The 18,710-nt window shown below is 37.9% G+C and carries 16 protein-coding genes and 2 pseudogenes; 13 read left to right on the top strand and 5 right to left on the bottom strand.

Annotated features, from left to right (window positions below):
* Positions 1-68: 68 nt before the first annotated feature.
* The 3 genes and pseudogenes from rsxA to HMPREF3263_RS04380 form a co-directional block, all read right to left on the bottom strand.
* Positions 69-647, bottom strand: a complete 579-nt coding sequence (gene rsxA / locus HMPREF3263_RS04390; protein ID WP_032804147.1) for an electron transport complex subunit RsxA — start codon at positions 645-647, stop codon at positions 69-71.
* Between the two features lie 95 nt (positions 648-742).
* Positions 743-2,896 (bottom strand): YccS family putative transporter, encoded by a 2,154-nt coding sequence (gene yccS / locus HMPREF3263_RS04385; RefSeq protein WP_005699018.1) that lies wholly within the window; start codon positions 2,894-2,896, stop codon positions 743-745.
* Positions 2,897-2,993: 97 nt separating this feature from the next.
* A pseudogene (locus tag HMPREF3263_RS04380) lies at positions 2,994-3,654 on the bottom strand (DUF2057 domain-containing protein).
* A gap of 120 nt (positions 3,655-3,774) precedes the next feature.
* On the opposite strand from HMPREF3263_RS04380, the gene HMPREF3263_RS04375 reads away from it, so the two are divergent.
* The 5 genes and pseudogenes from HMPREF3263_RS04375 (at position 3,775) to cspD (ending at position 5,686) form a co-directional block, all read left to right on the top strand.
* Positions 3,775-4,044: an acylphosphatase gene (locus tag HMPREF3263_RS04375; protein WP_005698994.1), complete on the top strand. Its 270-nt coding sequence runs from the start codon at positions 3,775-3,777 to the stop codon at positions 4,042-4,044.
* 70 nt (positions 4,045-4,114) lie between these two features.
* The gene (locus HMPREF3263_RS10860; RefSeq protein ID WP_005696046.1) at positions 4,115-4,435 is read left to right on the top strand and encodes a YqcC family protein; all 321 of its coding nucleotides are present in this window, start codon (positions 4,115-4,117) and stop codon (positions 4,433-4,435) included.
* Positions 4,436-5,155, top strand: a pseudogene (truC, locus tag HMPREF3263_RS10855) (tRNA pseudouridine(65) synthase TruC); the annotation flags it as partial.
* 9 nt (positions 5,156-5,164) lie between these two features.
* Entirely contained in the window at positions 5,165-5,329 is a 165-nt protein-coding gene (locus HMPREF3263_RS10850) for a YoaH family protein (protein WP_065243253.1), read from the top strand.
* A 147-nt stretch (positions 5,330-5,476) separates the two neighbouring features.
* Entirely contained in the window at positions 5,477-5,686 is a 210-nt protein-coding gene (gene cspD, locus HMPREF3263_RS04360) for a cold shock domain-containing protein CspD (protein WP_005696050.1), read from the top strand.
* 80 nt (positions 5,687-5,766) lie between these two features.
* On the opposite strand, the gene matP is transcribed toward cspD, so the two are convergent.
* Positions 5,767-6,216, bottom strand: coding sequence for a macrodomain Ter protein MatP (gene matP / locus HMPREF3263_RS04355; protein WP_005699031.1), 450 nt, complete (start codon positions 6,214-6,216; stop codon positions 5,767-5,769).
* A gap of 102 nt (positions 6,217-6,318) precedes the next feature.
* Between matP and HMPREF3263_RS04350 the strand changes: the two genes are divergently transcribed.
* Entirely contained in the window at positions 6,319-8,121 is a 1,803-nt protein-coding gene (locus HMPREF3263_RS04350; RefSeq protein WP_005698950.1) for an AAA family ATPase, read from the top strand.
* A 168-nt stretch (positions 8,122-8,289) separates the two neighbouring features.
* Complete coding sequence (gene fabA / locus HMPREF3263_RS04345) at positions 8,290-8,823, top strand: bifunctional 3-hydroxydecanoyl-ACP dehydratase/trans-2-decenoyl-ACP isomerase (RefSeq protein WP_005698958.1); 534 nt, start codon at positions 8,290-8,292, stop codon at positions 8,821-8,823.
* A 59-nt stretch (positions 8,824-8,882) separates the two neighbouring features.
* Here fabA and ybaK read toward each other — a convergent pair whose 3' ends face one another.
* A complete protein-coding gene (gene ybaK, locus HMPREF3263_RS04340; protein WP_005698995.1) occupies positions 8,883-9,362 on the bottom strand; it encodes a Cys-tRNA(Pro) deacylase in 480 nt (159 codons plus the stop codon).
* A gap of 76 nt (positions 9,363-9,438) precedes the next feature.
* Here ybaK and HMPREF3263_RS04335 point away from each other — a divergent pair, with 76 nt between their 5' ends.
* From HMPREF3263_RS04335 to grxB, 6 genes are all read left to right on the top strand, one after another.
* A complete protein-coding gene (locus HMPREF3263_RS04335; protein ID WP_005699012.1) occupies positions 9,439-10,392 on the top strand; it encodes an oxidoreductase in 954 nt (317 codons plus the stop codon).
* Positions 10,393-10,412: 20 nt separating this feature from the next.
* Entirely contained in the window at positions 10,413-11,720 is a 1,308-nt protein-coding gene (locus HMPREF3263_RS04330; protein WP_005698971.1) for an NCS2 family permease, read from the top strand.
* 60 nt (positions 11,721-11,780) lie between these two features.
* Positions 11,781-12,137, top strand: coding sequence for a DsrE/DsrF/TusD sulfur relay family protein (locus tag HMPREF3263_RS04325; protein ID WP_005696059.1), 357 nt, complete (start codon positions 11,781-11,783; stop codon positions 12,135-12,137).
* A gap of 111 nt (positions 12,138-12,248) precedes the next feature.
* Positions 12,249-15,890, top strand: a complete 3,642-nt coding sequence (gene recB / locus HMPREF3263_RS04320; RefSeq protein ID WP_005699043.1) for an exodeoxyribonuclease V subunit beta — start codon at positions 12,249-12,251, stop codon at positions 15,888-15,890.
* Positions 15,890-17,824: an exodeoxyribonuclease V subunit alpha gene (recD, locus tag HMPREF3263_RS04315; protein ID WP_005699063.1), complete on the top strand. Its 1,935-nt coding sequence runs from the start codon at positions 15,890-15,892 to the stop codon at positions 17,822-17,824. The genes recB and recD overlap by 1 nt, the downstream gene beginning before the upstream one ends.
* Positions 17,825-17,827: 3 nt before the next feature.
* Entirely contained in the window at positions 17,828-18,475 is a 648-nt protein-coding gene (grxB, locus tag HMPREF3263_RS04310; RefSeq protein ID WP_005696068.1) for a glutaredoxin 2, read from the top strand.
* The last annotated feature ends 235 nt before the right edge of the window (positions 18,476-18,710 follow it).

Genomic DNA, 18,710 nt, shown 5'->3' with positions numbered 1-18,710 from the left:
TTTTTTAGTGTTATTCCAAAATAATCCGAGAAAAATCACTGTTACAGTAATAAACATCAAGAGATAAATCATTTTACTAATCCGGCGAAGCCCATAAAGGCGAGAGACATCAAACCGGCCGTAATTAATGCGATAGACGAGCCACGAAACGTAATAGGGACATCTGCAGCAACAAGGCGTTCACGCAACGCGGCAAATAAAACTAAAACCAGCGCAAAACCTAAAGAGGCGCCAAAACCATAAATGACGGATTCGGTTAAATTGTGTGCCAAATTGACGTTTAATAATGCCACGCCGAGTACGGCACAGTTTGTGGTAATCAGTGGTAAGAAAATCCCTAATAAGCGATAAAGTGATGGACTCGTTTTATTGATTACCATTTCGGTAAATTGAACCACGACGGCAATCACTAAAATGAACACTAATGTGCGCAAGAAGGTGGCATTTAGTGGCATTAAAATATAATTATCGACTAAATAAGAACACAATGATGCGACGGTTAATACGAACGTCGTAGCAAGCCCCATACCAATTGCTGTTTCAATTTTTTTGGACACACCCATAAATGGACAAAGTCCTAAGAATTTGACCAAAACGAAGTTATTAATTAATGCAGTGCTGATAATGAGTAGAATGTAATGTGTCATTGCGTCTAAATTATATTTTATATAAGAGGCGTATTATCCCTGTTTATTGCATTGAGAACAATAAAAAATTCGGGGTAGTGCGGTCAGTTTTTCCTTTATTTTGCAATCAGTTCTTTCTGACTATGTTGGAAATAGCGATATAACTGAGGTAGCAATTGAGAAATCAAGTTAAGTTGTTGGTATGGCAACGCAAAGACCGCATTGTTTTTAGCTTGTGTTTCATCCCATTGAATTTTTTTTAAGCTCTGTTCAATACTATTTTGGAGCTTTTCAAAGATTTCTGGACGAAGCTTTTCAATATTTTCCAGTGCATATAAAACCTTTTTCGCCACAGGATAAAAGTCTGATAAAAACTCGGTAGTTTGTTGTAATTGCGCCATTTTATTGCGATATGCCCCTAAAGCAGAAATATAGCTCAATAGGGAATAATTCATTTTTAATAAGTCAAAACCTTCCTGCAAATACGCTTGATATTTTTTCGGTTCGTTGTTCATGTTGGAAAGCGTCGTACTTAATGCTGCCGCATATTGATGGGCATTACGGCGTGCAATGCGGTATTTTAAATTATCGCTTTTACCAAATTGCAGTTGGCTAATAATGTGTAAGAAATATTGCGCATCACTTTGAATCGCTTGACGGCTCACTTTATCGAGTTGCAGATATTTCCAATCCGGCCATAAATAAGAAACGGCAAACCATGCAATGGCTGAACCTAATACGGTATCAATGAGGCGAGGGAAGAGCGCTGATTGTGTGTCAAATCCCATCACATCGAAACTGATCAATACTTGCAAGGTAATAAAGAACGTGGAGAAACTGTAATTATTACTTCGGAAGAAGAAAAAGAACGTACTGGTCACCACCATTAAGCCAAGTTTCATCTCTAATGTTGGATTGAGATATGGCAATAAGGAGCCAATAATTACCCCTAAAATCGTACCAATAATACGCTGGCGTAACCGCACTTTGGTTGCGGAATAGTTTGGTTGACAAACAAAGACCGCGGTAAGCAAAATCCAGTAACCCAAATTAAATTGGAAAAATTCAACAATAGCGCAACACAAAAATACCACGATAGACAAACGTATAGCATGACGGAAAAGTGGTGACTCAAAGGTAAAATTACTTCCGATAACAGAAAGAATATTTTTTAATCCTGTAATTTGTTCAGTATGGATCTGTCCAGTTTGCTCATTTTCAGTAGTTTCTTGCTCAAGCTGACGTAACTGCCAGTTAATGCTTTGCAGATTATCAATAAGTGTTTGAAGGGCAAGCAAAACATTGTTTTGATTAGTATGTCCTTTGCTATAAAGCTCAAGGGATTGAATCGTGCCCATCAATGCTTTTTCTACGCGAATATTATAGTGATAGGGCGTATTTTGACGCAGACAAGCCGTAATATCATGACATGCTTGTGCTTGTAATTCGAGCAAACGCTGAATGCGGAAAATTAAGTCCGTATTTTTGAGCTGTTCCGCAATTTGTCGATAATCAAAATGTGTTGAATTTGCACGTTCATGAATGTCTTGTGCTGCAAAATAATAACGGATCATGCGTTGTGTGCGTGCATGGCGATGTTGTCCACGAATGCGATAGAAAAGCGCTGTTCTTGCTTGGTTAAAAGCCTCCACCACATTGGTGTTTTTCATCGCAAAATTAAGGTGTTTTTTCTCAATTTCATCAATCTCATCAGGATCAAAAAATTCTGATTTTGCATCTAGATAATTGCCTAAGGCACAAAACGCTTTTGCCACGCTTTCTTGTACTGGGCGGTTTGGAAAAAAGAGATAAACAATGATAGTCACTACACTGTAGAGCAAAGTGCCTAATAAAATCATCACCGGATTGATAAACCAGCTCGCAGAATTATCTGGTATATAAGTGAGGGTGGTATAAATGGCGACCACCAGCGTACCAAACGCAATGGTACGATAACGTTCCCCCACGGCACCAACCATCGTAAATAAAAAGGTGATGATGGTCATCAACAATACGTATTGAATAGGTTTACCAATATTGAGTTGAACGATAAAGGTTGAAATGGCAAAGGCAATTAATGTGTAAAAAATATTTTTTAATCGTCCGGTAAGACGATTATCTAAATCTACTAAACCGCCTGCAATAATCCCTAAAATTAAGGGCATGGATTGCGTAGAAATATCAAAAAACCAGACGCCGAACGCTGCGATATTCACTGCAATAAAAATAGGTATTGAAGCGATTACTTTTGCATTAAGCCATTGATTCATGTTGATATCCTTGCTTATTATTTAATGACTAAAAAATGGATGATAAAAAAGTGAGCGGGAAGGCTCACTTCTTTATCAAAGTGCGGTTAAAAAACGATTATTTTTGTTTTTTCGCCCAGTTTAAGAAACGAGTTTGGGTTTCTTTATCGGCTTGTTGGAACCAGTATTGTAATTGTTGTTCAGCAACATTTTCACCTTGTACAACGACTTTGCCTTTCGCTGCTTTTTCTGATGACGCTGCAGGCATCATACCTACTGCAGGTGCAGCTAAAGTTGAAACCGCTGCTGGTGCATTAGATGCATTATACTCAGCAAGATCGTTAACAATATTCGCTGATGGGAATAAACCTTCTTGTTTTAAGGTATCCACTTTAGCATCAATCACATTACCTGATTTTGTTTTAACGGTAATTTGTGGTTGTGCATTAAATTTTTCGCCATCTTCTTGAGAACGAATTTTTTCTGCAGATACCACAACATCATCAGCCGTACCTTTGAAGGTTACAATAATAGGATTAGATTCAAAAAGTCCTTGGCTAGAACCTGTACCGACGATCTCACCTAAACGTACCACAACCTGTTGTGTTTGGTCAGCTTCAGCATTGAATGATTTTTTTTTCTTTTAGAAGGGATTTGCTGGCTTTTTGGCCGTTGATAGCAAGGAACTCAAGGTTTGATGAGGTGGTGACCATGCCGGCTAAGCTACTCGCACTGACTGCAAGGACAACAACACCTAAAGCAAACTTACATAATTTCATAATTACTCCTTTTATTTTTGAATGAAATTAGATGCTTGTAATGCTATGCTAAATTTAAAAAAATGGGAATAGGAAAGTGCGGTTAATTTTTAAAAAATTTTTGTAACAAAGGAGCAAATCATGGCAAAACGATTTGTCGTATATGGTCGAGTTCAAGGTGTCGGGTTTCGCTATTTTACGTGGAAAGAAGCAGAGAAAATTGGTATTAAAGGCACGGTAAGAAATTGTACAGACGGAAGTGTCGAAATCATTGCGGAAGGCAACGATGACCAACTGCAATACTTTTATGATTGGTTAAAAGTCGGGCCAAGAACCGCAACTGTTGAACAGGTCTTAGTCGATAATATTGAAGATAAACGCTATTCTGACTTTTCGATTATTCATCGCTAAAATTGACCGCACTTTACAGTGTGAATTGATGCTCGTAGAATACGCCGCTTGTTTATAAATAGGAAAAATTATGCGTAATCAAACAAAACTTCATCTTCAACAATTACAACTCGCCATGCAAAAACTTGATTTATGGCAAGCGGTTCCGCCCTCACAAGACGCTTTTTTAAGTGAAGAGCCTTTTGCCATTGATACCATGTCACCAGAAGAATGGTTACAATGGATTTTTATTCCAAGAATGTTTGCCTTACTTGAAAGTGGCGCTGAGTTACCCTCAAAAATTGCGGTGTCTCCTTATTTAGAGGAAGCGTTTAAAGAAGCAGAAGAAGATTTTTTAGTTGAATTATTAACACCGTTACGTGAATTAGAAGCCTTATTACAAAATCAATAAATGTTAGAAATTTTATATCAAGATGAATATCTTGTCGCCGTCAATAAACCTGCGGGTATGTTGGTACATCGTAGTTGGCTAGATGCTCATGAAACGCAGTTTGTGATGCAAACCTTACGTGATCAAATCGGGCAACATGTTTTTCCGATTCATCGATTAGATCGCCCCACATCAGGTGTTTTGCTGTTTGCTTTAAATAGTGAAATGGCGAATTTAATGTGTCAGCAATTTGAACAGAAAACGGTGCAAAAATCTTATTTAGCGATTGTGCGAGGGTATTTGCAAGGAAAAGGGCAGATTGATTATCCTCTTAAAATCCAATTAGATAAGATTGCAGATAAGTTTGCCCAGGAAGATAAAGCCCCTCAAGAGGCAGTGACGGATTATGAGGGCTTAAACATTGTGGAAATGCCTTATGCAGTAGGACGTTATCAAACAACAAGATACTCTTTAGTTAAGTTAATTCCCCAAACAGGCAGAAAACATCAGTTACGACGTCACATGAAACATATCTTTCATCCTATTTTAGGGGATACACAATATGGGGATTTACATCAAAATCGTGCATTGACGGAACATTCAGGCTGTCAGCGTTTATTTTTACACGCAGATATACTTATTTTTGAGCATCCGGTTGATTTAAAAAAAATAGAAATTAAAGCTAATTTAGATGAACAATGGATGAAAGTGATGGAATTATTTAATTGGTCTATTGAACGAGAAGAAATCATGTTAGATATTAATTTAACCCACGAACAGCAACAAAAAGCAGTAGAGCAAATTCAGGAATTAATGGCACAAGGAATTAGTAGTGGTGAAGCCATTCAAATTGTGGCAAAAGCATTGCGTGAAATTCATCAAAAAGGTGAGAAAGAGGCTTCAGACAGTAAATAAATAAAAATTTTTGTGATCAATGTATCATTTTTAAAGTTTCCTTGTTGCATAAAAAAATAAAATGTTTGAATATATTTCCAATTGAGGTGATAAGGCATGAGTCTTATTGTTTTTAAGTATTAAGGGCGAAGCCTATAGAGGTCTACTATGGAAATTGGTGTAGTAAAGTGGTTTAATAACGCAAAAGGATTTGGATTTATTTCTGCAGAAGGCGTGGATACAGACATCTTTGCACATTATTCAGCAATTGAAATGGATGGTTACCGTTCATTGAAAGCAGGACAACGTGTACAATTTGAAGTGATTCACGGCGACAAAGGATCTCACGCCACAAAAATTATTCCGATTGCGGAATAGGCGAAACGCTAAAACGTTTCAAAATCTTCTCTATTTAGCATAATCAAAAGCCAAGGTTTCGGCCTTGGCTTTTTTTCATCTTATTTATTGAGCAAATTTTTCAAACCAGCTTTCATTGCTGTCATTTGGCTTTCATATAATGCTTTGCTTTCACGTTCATCAATCATATAAGTGATGGTTTCAGAAAGTGTCATTTTCATTTTTCTTGAATATTTAGACAAACGAAGCCAAACACCATATTCTAAATCAATAGATTTTTTCTTCGTTGATTGTTTTTCAGCATTAAAAAAGCGTTTACGTCTTGCACGAATAGCCTGATCAAGCTTAATAGGTAAATCAAGAGAAAGGTGATTTTTAATCCATACCTCGATTTTTTCAGGATAATTCTGACATTCTATTAATTCTTGAACTTTGCTTTCTTCTAAGCTTTTTTCTTCATAACGGGTAATTTTTTCCCCTTCGCGATGTTTGCGAATGAGATAAATCCATTTCCAGTTTGCTTCTTGGTTTTCTAATTTTTGGTATTTCATCGTTTTATTATACTTTTTAGTGACGTGGTAACCTCGTAAATATACGCTGTTTAAATAAATTTTTCCAGTAGATTTTTATAACGGATTTTCACTCAGTGTGAAGTGTGCGATAATACCGCCAATTTAATTAAAGCGAGATATGCCGTGACTTCAACATCTTCGGAACAAGCCTTAAATTGGCAAGCCTTACAACCAGAATTATCGATTACTGAACTTTCAGCAGAAAAGGCTGATTTTTGGTCATTACAAAAGCATGCCACAAAAGCGATTTCGTTATTCTTAAAACAACCTCGTCGTTCTTTGTTGGTTTTAAAAGCCGATGATCAAGCAGAATATGCAGATTTATTAGCAGAACTTATTCGCCAAGAACAGCCAAAAGAGCGGTCAGTTTTTGGGGTGAATTATGTGGTTGAGCAGGGTGATTCTTTTTCTTTCCCTTGTATTTATACCGAGCCCGCTCGATCACCATCTGATAATTTTGCCGCACAAGGTGATGTGCTGAAGGCATTACATGCCGATCAATTTAGCCTTTTTGGTAGTGTACGTGTTCATCCAAGTTCGCAAGATATTTTGCTTACACCAGGCTTAGTGCATCAAGCCAATGGGGGCGTTTTGATTTTAAGTGCAGTAACGATGCTAAGCCAGTTTGATTTATGGCAACGCTTAAAGCATATTTTGCAAACGCAAACTTTTAATTGGTATTCAGCCCATCCATTTAAAACCTTGCCTTGTGATATTCCAAGTTATCCACTTAATTTAAAAGTGGTGATTTTAGGCAATCGCACTGAAATTGCGACCTTAGGTGAGTTAGAAGAAGATCTTTACAGCTTGGCGGATTACGCGGAAATTGAAAGCTATTATTCTGTTTCGCAACCTAAAGCACAAGAAAATTGGGCCAATTATGTGTTAGCATTAGCCTCAAAATATGAGCTCGATTTAGATTTAACCGCATTAAATAAACTCTATCAGTTATTGGTGCGTGAGAGTGAAGATCGCTTTTTAATTAATATTTCACCGTTAAAAATAACAGAAATGTTGCTTAATGCCGCGACGTTGTCACAAAAACAAACCTTAAGTGCGGTTGATTTTGAGCAAGCTTTTAAACAAAAGAACGAACAGCACGGTTTTTTACGTGAACGTACTTATGCGGATATTCTCAACGAACAAATTTATGTAGAAACCAACGGTGAAATTGTTGGGCAAATTAATGGCTTGTCTGTGATTGAATATCCAGGCACCCCCGTTTGTTTCGGTGAACCTTCTCGTATCAGTTGCTTAGTGCAGTTTGGTGATGGTGAAGTCGTGGATGTGGAGCGTAAGAACGAATTAGCCGGCAACCTCCACGGGAAAGGCATGATGATTTCAGAAGCGTGCTTGGCCAGTATCTTAGAGTTGCCATCACAGTTACCATTCTCTGCTTCCTTAGTGTTTGAACAATCTTATGGTGAAATTGATGGTGACAGTGCGTCTCTAGCTATTTTCTCCGTATTAGTCAGCGCGTTATCTGATTTGCCATTGCCACAAAATATTGCGATTACGGGTACCATTGACCAATTTGGTTTGGTGCACGCAGTAGGCGGAGTGAATGACAAAATTGAAGGCTTTTTCACTATTTGCCAACGTCGTGGTTTAACGGGTAAACAAGGGGTGATTATTCCCGCGACGACTATTCAGCAATTAAGTTTATCTGATGAAGTGGTTGAGGCGGTGAAAAATGAGCAGTTCTTTATCTATCAAGTCGAAGATATTTATCAAACAGCTAAAATTCTATTTGACCGCGATTTATTGGAAGAGAAAGAAGAATATGCGAAGGGCAAAGAACCTATTGCGCGTTTAATTCAAAATCGAATTGCTTTCCGGTCGGAAACGCCGAAAAAAAACTGGTTAGATTTCTTTAAATCTTAATTTCTTTAAAGCGAACCTTGAGTTCGCTTTTCTTTTATCTTAATTTTACTGACTGCTCCGACAAGTTGAGCTAACAAGTGTTCGCTGTTTACATTTCTTATAAATCCCCATAGAATCTGCACCTATTGTTTGTAACCAAGCAAAACTACATATACAAGGAAATGAAAAATGGAAAACACCTGTACACCAAACATTAAAAGCAGCTACACCTATGAAGATTTATTAGCTTCTGGTCGTGGTGAGTTATTTGGTAAAGAAGGCCCGCAACTTCCAGCACCAACCATGTTGATGATGGATCGCATTGTAAAAATGACCGAAGACGGCGGTGCATTTGGTAAAGGGTATATTGAAGCGGAATTAGATATTCATCCAGATTTACCGTTTTTCGGTTGCCACTTTATCGGTGACCCAGTCATGCCAGGCTGCTTAGGCTTAGATGCGATGTGGCAATTAGTCGGTTTCTTCCTTGGCTGGGTTGGCGGTAAAGGTAAAGGTCGTGCATTAGGCGTAGGTGAAGTGAAATTTACTGGACAAATCTTACCAACCGCGAAAAAAGTGGTTTATCGCATTAATATGAAACGTGTGATTAATCGCAAATTAGTGATGGGAATGGCTGATGGTGAAGTGGAAGTCGATGGTCGCGTTATCTACACCGCAACTGATTTAAAAGTTGGCTTATTCCAAGATACATCAAGTTTCTAATTCAAATAAACACGACATCATAATAAAAATAATAGCCCGATTCATTCGGGCTTTTTTTTCTATTCTTCGTCAATGATATCGATAAATTCGGCATTCAGTAATTTAGCCAAATCTTGTGGGGCTAATTCGACGCTTAATCCACGTTTTCCACCAGAAACAAAAATCGTATCAAACTGAAGTGCGGTCGAATTTATTACTGTTTTTACATGTTTCTTTTGACCTAATGGACTAATGCCACCGACTAAATATCCCGTGCTTTTTTGTGCTGCATCTTTATCGGCCATTTCAACTTTTTTTACACCAATTGATTTTGCCGCTTTCTTCAAGCTTAACATGTTTGCCGTGGAAAGCACAAAACACGCTAATTTTTTCTGATCACCATTTTCAGCGACTAAAAGTGTTTTAAAGGATTGGTGCGGATCAAGCCCAAGTTTTTCAGCGGCTTCATCGCCAAAATGCGTATTGTTAGGGTCATGATCGTAAGTATGGAGAGTAAAAGGAATTTTATTTTTCTTTAGTAAATCAATTGCTGGTGTCATCTGATTTCCTTATGTATTTATGAGTCTTTTTTCTGTAGAATGAATCGGTTCAGAACATTTTACAGCGGAGAGAAAAATGGACGCAAGCCTAAATATTGCTATTGCAGCAGAATTTGATCTATGTGAAAAAATTGCCGAAGCACTTGAACAAAGTGAGCTAAGTGTAGGCAAGGTTGCAATTGTAGAAATTTATCCTTTTGAAGAAGAGCAATCGGTGCGTTTTCGCAATAAAGCCGTTGCTCAATTAGCCACTGATGAGATTGAGTGGAATAGCGTTAATTATCTTTTCTTCGCAGGCCAAATTGACCAAGCGCCTTTATTAGCACAGGCTGCAGAAAGTGGCTGTGTGGTGATTGATTTAAAAGGGATTTGCTCTGCATTGTCTGATGTACCCGTCGTAGTTCCTACAATCAATGAAGAAAATCTGACTGAATTAAGACAACGTAACATTGTGAGTTTACCCGATCCGCAAGTGAGTCAATTAGCATTATCTTTACTACCAATCGTTCAACAAACAAATTTAACTCAAGTTTTTGCAACGTCACTTTTGCCCGCTTCTTATACAGATGGTGAAACCGTGAATAAACTTGCGGGTCAAACCGCTCGTTTACTGAATGCTATGCCATTGGAAGAAGGCGAAACCCGTTTTGCCTTTGATGTGTTTCCACAACAAGCAGCTAATTTAAATCTGCAATTACAAAAAATCTTCCCGCAGTTAGACAATGTGATTTTCCATCAAATTCAAGTGCCTGTCTTCTACGGAATGGCGCAAAAAGTGACCGCGCTTTCAGATTATGAATTTGATTTCCAACCGCAACAAAGTGAGTTGATTGAATTACACGATAGCCTGATTACACCAGTAATTAATGGTGAAAACGAAAACGGTGAAGAAAGCGTAAAATTGCATATCAGCCAACAAAGTGCGGTTGAAAATGGCGTTGAATTTTGGACAGTTGCCGATGAGCAACGTTTCAATATCGCCTTATTAGGTGTGAAATTACTTGAGTCGATTTATCACCAAGGTTATTAATTTAAGTTAAGGGAAAGACAATGCAACAATCTTTACTTGAACGCCTTTTTTCGATTAAAGAAAAGGGCAGTACCACTAAAACCGAAATTATTGCTGGTATCACCACCTTCTTTACCATGGTGTATATCGTGTTTGTGAACCCATCCGTATTAGGTGATGCAGGAATGGATAAGCAAGTTGTTTTCGTCACTACTTGTTTAATTGCCGCGCTCGGTACCATTGCGATGGGATTATTCAGTAATTTACCTATCGCCCTTGCACCTGCTATGGGACTTAATGCATTCTTTGCTTATGTAGTCGTTGGCAAGCTCGGTTATTCTTGGGAAGTGGGCATGGGCACTATTTTCTGGGGCTCGATTGGTTTATTTGTTCTCACCCTATTCCAAATCCGTTATTGGTTAATGGCTTCGATTCCGCTTTCACTGCGAGTGGGAATTGGTGCAGGTATCGGCTTTTTTATTGCGTTAATTGGCTTTAAAAATATGGGATTGGTTGTAGCGAATCCTGCAACCTTAGTGGCATTAGGCAATTTACATGATCCGAAAATTCTGCTTGGTGTGTTAGGCTTTTTCATTATTGTGGTGCTAGCGGCACGTAATATTTTCTCAGGTGTATTAATTTCTATCGCGGTAGTGACTGGTTTAGCCTTATTAATTGACGATCAAGTCACTTTCCATGGTATTGTTTCTATGCCACCAAGTTTAGGCTCAGTTGTGGGTAAAGTGGATATTGTCCGAGCCTTAGATACCGCATTGCTCGGCATTATTTTCTCTTTCCTTTTAGTAAACCTATTTGACTCATCAGGCACCTTATTAGGCGTGACCGATAAAGCAGGTTTCAGCGATGAAAAAGGTCGTTTCCCGAAAATGAAACAAGCTCTTTATGTGGACAGCGTGAGTGCTGTAGTAGGTTCTTATATCGGAACATCCGCTATCAGTACCTATATTGAAAGTGGCGCAGGGGTTTCAGTCGGCGGTAGAACAGGTTTAACCGCAGTGACAGTAGGTATTTTATTCTTACTTACCATTTTCTTTTCACCGTTAGCGAGTGTGGTGCCTGCTTATGCAACAGCTGGGGCGTTAGTCTATGTAGGGATTTTAATGGCATCCAGTCTTATCCGTGTGCACTGGGATGATTTAACCGAAGCTACGCCTGCTTTTATCACCGCCGCCATGATGCCATTTACCTATTCAATAACTGAAGGTATCGCATTTGGTTTTATTAGCTATTGCGTCATGAAGGCCTCTACAGGTAGAATTAAAGAAGTAAATGCACCTGTGTGGGTGGTGTCTTTATTATTTGTGGCCAAGTTCGTTTGGGTTGGCTGATTTCATAAAGGCGTAATTTATTACGCCTTCGTTTTATAGCATTGCAACAAGGAGTGCGTCATGCAAAATATTCTTTTTATCGTCAATGATTCCACATATAGCGGAGAAAAAACCTTCAACGCTGTTCGTTTCGCCATCAATATGAAAGAAGAGCACAGCAAGGATGTAAATATTAAATTATTCTGCTTTTCTGATGCGATTTTATGCGGTATTGCTGGGCAAAACCCAAATGAAGGTTTCAATATCCAACAACTTATCGATATTTTAGCGGCACAAGGTGCTGAAATTAAATTATGTACCAGCTGTGTAAAAGCACGTGGTTTATTAGATGCTAAATTAATTGACGGCGTGACCCTTGGTACTTTAGATGATGTTTCTGAATGGACATTATGGGCGGATAAAGTTTTAACGTTCTAAAATAATAAGATAAAGAATAAAGTGCGGTGAAATTTCACCGCATTTTTTATGGAAATCCCCCCGTTAAATCCCTAAAATAGGGGCACTCTAATGTTTACAGAAAAATAAAAAATGAGCCAAAAATCAACCGCACTTAATGCCATTTCGTTACCTTTAAATCAAGTCAATTTAATTGAAGCCTCTGCAGGTACTGGGAAAACCTATACTATCGGTTCTATCTATCTTCGTTTACTTTTACAAGCAGGCGAAAATTGTTTTTCTCGTCCATTAAATGTGGACGAAATTTTGGTGGTAACCTTTACTGAAATGGCGACGGAGGATTTAAAACGTAAAATTCGGGAACGTTTAACGGCGGCAATTTCGATTTTTTCTGAATATTATGAAAAGCAAGATAAAGCGATTTTTACTGGGGAACATCAATTTTTAGCGGAATTGTTGCCTTATTTAGAGGATATTCCGACCGCACTTCGTCGCTTAAAGCTGGCCGAACAAAATTTAGATTTAGCCTCCATTTATACCATTCACGGTTTTTGTCGCCGAATGCTGATGCAACATGCTTTTAATTCAGGCGTGCATTTCAATTTAAAACTTCTCAAAGATCAGTCTGATTTACTCAAACAATTTGCAAATGAATTTTGGCGAGAGCATTTTTATGATTTGCCTTTCCATTTGGCTGCATTTATCTCAAAAGAATTAAAGTCGCCAGAAGATGTATTGAATGATTTAGGCTCAAATATTGGAAATGATTTTTCTGTGCAACTTGATAAACCAGAACTGTTAGAACTGCCATTAAAAGAATTTTTGCAAAAAGATATCGCTGAAAATGCGGAAGTTATTGAAAAGATTAAAGATGCTTGGTTAGAAAGTGCGGTTGAAATTCGCGATCTTTTTGATGAAGAAGTCGTAAAAAAAGAGAAATCTTGTTTAAATGGAAAAACACATTCAAGCAAAACAATTTTATCACTTGTAGATGAAGTCACCTCATGGGCAAAAAATAGAGCAGATATCACCTTAAACGAAACATTAGTAAAAAAATTTACACAATCGGCTTTGGATAACGCTGTCAACGCACCTTTCAAGAAAAAAGGTGTGAGAATAACACATCCAACTTTTGAAGAGATTGAAGCTTTAATTGAGCAACTTCAACCGAGTAATTTATTTAAAAAAATCATTCTTTACCACTATCGTCAAGGTATTCAAAAGAAACTTCTTGAATACAAAGCGAATCATCCTGAAAAATCTTTTGATGATTTATTACGCTTATTGAAAGAGGCATTACATAGTGAGGGCGGAGAACAGTTAGCGGAATTAATTCGTTTTCAATATCCTTTTGCCATGATTGACGAATTCCAAGATACAGATGCGTTACAGTATCAAATTTTCTCGAAAATTTATCACAATGAAACCGCGTCTGGTAATGTTGGCTTTATGATGATCGGAGACCCAAAACAGGCGATTTATCGATTCCGTGGCGCCGATATTTTTACATATTTAAAAGCAGCAAAAGAAGCCAATGAACGTTTTAACTTAGGCACAAACTATCGTTCTTCTCAACCTTTAGTGGAAGGGGTAAATCGATTATTTGATTTCAAAAATGATCCCTTTATTTATGAAAATATTGAATTTTTAAATGTAGGTGCAGCCAAGAAAAATCTTGTTTTTCAGTTAAATAATCAGCCTGAACCAGCCTTTCGTTTTTACATTAACGATAAAGACAAATCCACCCAGCAAGATTATGCGAAAGCTTGCGCGACATCGATTCAGCAATGGTTAAAAAGTGCGGCAGAAAACCCGGTAGTTTTTCCGAATGAAAGCAAAGCGGAAAATCAAACATTGCGAGCAGAAAATATAGCTGTTTTGGTGCGTGGTTATATCGAAGCAGAGCTGGTGAAAAAAGAATTGCAAGCGCTTGGTATTGCTTCCGTGTACCTTTCGGATAGAGGAAATGTCTTTGAGAGTAACACAGCAAAAGAACTGGCCTTGATTTTGCAAGCCTGTTTGAGTGTGACTGAGCGCCCAATTTTGAATGCAATAGCGACCGCACTTTTCGGCTTAAATGCAGCTGAAATTCACCAAATTCACCAGGATGAAATTCAGTGGCAACGTTGGGCTGAAAAATTTGCAGAGTATCAACAAATTTGGCAACGCCAAGGCGTATTGCCGATGTTGCATCATTTACTTTTAGCAGAAAATATCACAGAAAAACTCTTATCTCGGCCTGATGGTGAACGAAAACTGACAGATTTATTACACTTAGCCGAAATTTTACAGCAAGCAGCGGCATTAAATGAAAGTGAAGCGGCATTATTGCGTTGGTTTGAAAAGCAAATTCAAGATGATGGTCGTCAAGAAGTACAAATCCGTTTAGAAAGCGAACGTCAATTAGTGAAGATTGTGACTATCCATAAATCTAAAGGGTTGGAATATGATTTAGTTTGGTTGCCATTTTTAGGAAATGCAGCAAAAGACCCAACTAAAAAGAAACTATTTAATTTATATTACGATAAGAAACAAAACAAAACCTTGTGGGATATGCAAGATCAACACTTGGATGAGCTAACCCAAGAAGTTTTTGCGGAAGAATTGCGCTTGCTTTATGTGGCATTAACCCGAGCAAAATATCAAATGGCCTTTGTGTTACCGAAAGCCTTTGATAAAAAATGGAATGCTTTATTGTATGTTTTAACACAAGGTGAAATTGGTCGAAAACTCGATTTGCCAAATAATTGGGATACCCAACCGTTATTGGAAAAATTTAAGCAGCTTTTACCAAATGATGTAGCAATTGAATTAACCGATGTGTTACAAGCCAGTGAACCACTTACCTTAAATATTTCTCAAGAAAATTTAAGTGCAGAAATTTTCCAAGGTGAAATTGAACAAGATTGGCGAGTGACGAGCTTTAGTGGCATAGAACAAACACATCAACGCAAAGCTTATTTGAATGAAAGTGCGGTGAAAAAATCGCTCATTTTTGATGATGCGAAAGATTATGATGCATCTATTTCAACAGAAAATATCACTGAAAATCTGACCGCACTTGAGCATGATAACGATGAAATGGTTTTAGATTTCCCACGGGGAACACAAATTGGTACGTTGTTACATCGTTATTTTGAAAAGGTGCCTTTTGCTCAACTGGCTGAGAAAGAAAACATTGAAAAATTATGTCAGGATTTGAATCTTGTAGAAGAGCAGTTTGTAGCAGTTCAACAGTGGTTTGAACAAATACTCAGTACACCAATTTTGTCAAACGATGATTTTACCCTTGCACAAATTAACGAAAAACAATGCTTAAAAGAGTTGGCGTTTTATCTCAATATCACAAGCCATTTTGATGTCGTAGGTTTTAATCGAGCGTTAGCAACTTGGCATCATTTGCCGTCAGAACCGTTACAGTTTGATGATATTCAAGGTATGGTGCGAGGTACAATGGACTTAGTTTTTAGTCATCAAGATAAATATTATTTGCTTGATTACAAATCGAATTTCTTGGGTGAAATATTAAAGGATTACGATCAAGCTGCATTGAAAAAAGCCATATTAGAACATCATTATGATTGGCAATATTTGTTGTATGTGGTGGCATTACACCGTTATTTAAAAACACGTTTGCCTCACTACGATTACAACCGAGATTTTGGTGGTGTGGTCTATGCATTTTTACGAGGAATGAATGGTTCGCCACAATCGGGCATCTTTTTTGATAAACCAGATTGGCAATTAATCCAACAATTAGAGGAATTATTTTAATGTTAAGCCTATTAAAATCATTGCAAGAACAAGGTGTGATTACTCAAGGCGATTATTATTTTGCTCAATTAATTGCGGATAAACAAAAAGATAAAGGCTATGCCGAGCCCATCCAAAATTTAGCGATTTTATTAGCCGCACTTTGCAACTGGAGCTATACGCAAGGCAATACTTGTTGTGTGTTAGATCGCTTTTTAGAACGTAATTTATTCGGGTTGGCTTATCGTCATACTGAAACAGATTTTTTGTCGCTTATCAATGAAAAGATTGGTTCATTTCCTGTATCAAAATGGCAATCAGCCTTAGCGGGGCATATCGCTTTTACACAAGATCCTGAAAATCAGGTTGCCCCTCTCGCATTTCAATTTGGGGCGATTTATTTCTATCGAGCTTGGCAAGATGAATTCCGCGTGGCGCAATATATTAAAAATGCCTTGAAAAATGACCGCACTTTATCGGTAGAGCCGCAACAAATTCGGGCATTATTAGATCGCTATTTTCCTCAACAACAAGCGCAAGTTGATTGGCAAAAAGTAGCAGTCGCAACGGCGGTAAAAAGCCCATTTTCTGTGATTACAGGTGGCCCTGGAACAGGGAAAACAACGACAGTCACTCGCTTGTTATGTGTATTACAGGAATTATTTGGTGGCAAACTTCATATTAAATTGGTTGCGCCAACGGGAAAAGCGACGGCTCGTTTAACGGAATCCATCGAAAACGCCTTGGCTCAAATGCCGATTTCAGATGAGTTACGCGCATCCATTCCTAAAACAGCAGAAACGTTGCATCGTTTACTAGGCGTTCGACCTTTTACCGATAGCGTGAAATATCATGCACATAATCCACTGCAAATCGATGTACTAGTAGTGGATGAAACCTCAATGATTGATTTGCCTATGATGGCGAAACTTGTGCAAGCGTTGAAACCCGAAACGCGTTTGATTTTATTGGGTGACCAAGCTCAATTGGCTTCTGTTGAAGCGGGGGCAGTATTAGGTGAAATTGCACAGTTTTTAACGCAAGATTATAGCCCTACTCAAGCCGATTATATCTATGCAACAACAGGCTATACTGTTCCAACTGGGGGGGAGCATAGTCCGTTGCGCGATACCATTTGCCATTTAACCTTTAGTCGTCGTTTCCGAGATGATTCGGGCATTAAACAACTTGCAGCGCAAATTCAACAAGGAAAAGGTGAGGGTAGTGTGGCAACCTTTGCGGAATATCCACAAGAGTTGCATTTCCACCATTTTGATGAAGAGCAAGATGTTAAAGAATCTGTTCGCCAAGTGGTGAAAAGTGCGGTTGAAAATTACCGTGTTTATTTAACGCAACTTCAAACTTATTTTGCTCAGAAGAAAGATCTCAATGCAAAATTTATAGATGAAAAGGGTAATGAAAAAACTTATGCAGAAGCGATTTTAGACCGTTTTAATTCGGTGAGATTTTTGACCGCACTTCGCGCTTCAGCATTAGGTGTGGAAGAATTAAATCGTGAAATTGCCTTGGCATTGCGTGCAGAAAAACTACTTTGGTTCCGCCAAGAAGGTGATTGGTATATCGGTAAGCCAATTATGATTACAGAAAACGATCATAATGTGAAACTGTATAACGGTGATATTGGCTTGTGTTTAGCTAAAGGCAAAGTGTGGTTCGGCAATAGAGAAGTTTCGACCAGTCGTATTCCTGCTCACGATCCTGCGTTTATGATGACGATTCATAAATCCCAAGGTTCGGAATTTGATCATACGGTTATGGTGTTACCAACAGAACCCAATCCAGTGCTTTCACGAGAGCTGGTATTTACCGGTGTTACCCGTGCGAAAAATCAACTTTCCGTATTTGCCAATCAAAAAATCTGGCAAAGTGCGGTCAGAAATACGGTAAAAAGACAAAGTGGATTAGGAAAGTTATTACAGGAAAAAGAGGAGTAAAAAATGAAATTATATGTTTATGATCATTGCCCGTTTTGTGTGCGAGCCCGCATGATTTTCGGTTTAAAAAATCTGCCGGTAGAACTTGTGGTGCTCGCAAATGATGATGAAGCAACACCGATTGGTTTAGTGGGTAAAAAAGTTGTACCGATTCTTGTCAAAGAAGATGGAACTGCGATGCCGGAAAGTTTGGATATCGTGCATTATGTAGATGAATATTTTGGTGAAAAAATTTTATCTGAACACGTTCGTCCTGAAATTGAAACATGGTTAAAAGAAGTTGGCAGTTATTATGGTCATCTTACGACTGCACGCTTTACACAAATCGGTTTAGCAGAATTTGAAACCCAAAGTGCGGTTGATTATTTCACTAAAAAGAAAACGGAATTTATTGGTGATTTTGCAGAAAATATTGCGAAGACCGAAACCTATCTTGCTCGCTTAAAAGGAGATTTAGAGAAATTAACCGTATTGATTCAATCTGAAAATGCGTTAAACGGCCAACTTTCTCTTGAAGATATTATCGTTTTCCCTGTATTACGAAATCTGACTTGTGTGAAAGACATCGAATTCCCACCAGCAGTTTTAGCTTATATCACGAATATGGCTAAATTAAGTGATGTGCCATTATATTTTGATAAAGCTGTTTAATCTTGGTGATACATAAGCTTTGGAAATACTGAAATTTTGACTATGGTTTATAGGTGTGGTCATTTTTTCAGTATTTTTATTTATCGGTTTATAACCTCTAACGTTCATTTTAATTTCCCATCATTTTGATGAAGAGCAAAATGTTAAAGAATCTGTTTGATAAGTGGTGAAAAGTGCGGTCGAAAATTACCGTGTTTATTTAACTCAACTTCAAACTTATTTTGCTCAGAAGAAA

This window comes from Haemophilus sp. HMSC61B11, assembly GCF_001838615.1.
GTDB lineage: Bacteria > Pseudomonadota > Gammaproteobacteria > Enterobacterales > Pasteurellaceae > Haemophilus_D > Haemophilus_D parainfluenzae_AD.
This window is presented reverse-complemented; position numbering and strand designations above follow the sequence as displayed.

Excerpts from the sequence above, each read along its gene's own strand:
- recB (WP_005699043.1), top strand. The coding sequence starts at position 12,249 with ATGAGCCAAAAATCAACCGCACTTAATGCCATTTCGTTACCTTTAAAT.
- rsxA (WP_032804147.1), bottom strand. The coding sequence starts at position 647 with ATGACACATTACATTCTACTCATTATCAGCACTGCATTAATTAATAAC.
- fabA (WP_005698958.1), top strand. The coding sequence starts at position 8,290 with ATGGAAAACACCTGTACACCAAACATTAAAAGCAGCTACACCTATGAA.
- HMPREF3263_RS04330 (WP_005698971.1), top strand. The coding sequence starts at position 10,413 with ATGCAACAATCTTTACTTGAACGCCTTTTTTCGATTAAAGAAAAGGGC.
- HMPREF3263_RS04335 (WP_005699012.1), top strand. The coding sequence starts at position 9,439 with ATGGACGCAAGCCTAAATATTGCTATTGCAGCAGAATTTGATCTATGT.
- HMPREF3263_RS10860 (WP_005696046.1), top strand. The coding sequence starts at position 4,115 with ATGCGTAATCAAACAAAACTTCATCTTCAACAATTACAACTCGCCATG.
- HMPREF3263_RS04375 (WP_005698994.1), top strand. The coding sequence starts at position 3,775 with ATGGCAAAACGATTTGTCGTATATGGTCGAGTTCAAGGTGTCGGGTTT.
- matP (WP_005699031.1), bottom strand. The coding sequence starts at position 6,216 with ATGAAATACCAAAAATTAGAAAACCAAGAAGCAAACTGGAAATGGATT.
- recD (WP_005699063.1), top strand. The coding sequence starts at position 15,890 with ATGTTAAGCCTATTAAAATCATTGCAAGAACAAGGTGTGATTACTCAA.
- HMPREF3263_RS04325 (WP_005696059.1), top strand. The coding sequence starts at position 11,781 with ATGCAAAATATTCTTTTTATCGTCAATGATTCCACATATAGCGGAGAA.
- yccS (WP_005699018.1), bottom strand. The coding sequence starts at position 2,896 with ATGAATCAATGGCTTAATGCAAAAGTAATCGCTTCAATACCTATTTTT.
- grxB (WP_005696068.1), top strand. The coding sequence starts at position 17,828 with ATGAAATTATATGTTTATGATCATTGCCCGTTTTGTGTGCGAGCCCGC.
- HMPREF3263_RS10850 (WP_065243253.1), top strand. The coding sequence starts at position 5,165 with ATGTTAGATATTAATTTAACCCACGAACAGCAACAAAAAGCAGTAGAG.
- cspD (WP_005696050.1), top strand. The coding sequence starts at position 5,477 with ATGGAAATTGGTGTAGTAAAGTGGTTTAATAACGCAAAAGGATTTGGA.
- ybaK (WP_005698995.1), bottom strand. The coding sequence starts at position 9,362 with ATGACACCAGCAATTGATTTACTAAAGAAAAATAAAATTCCTTTTACT.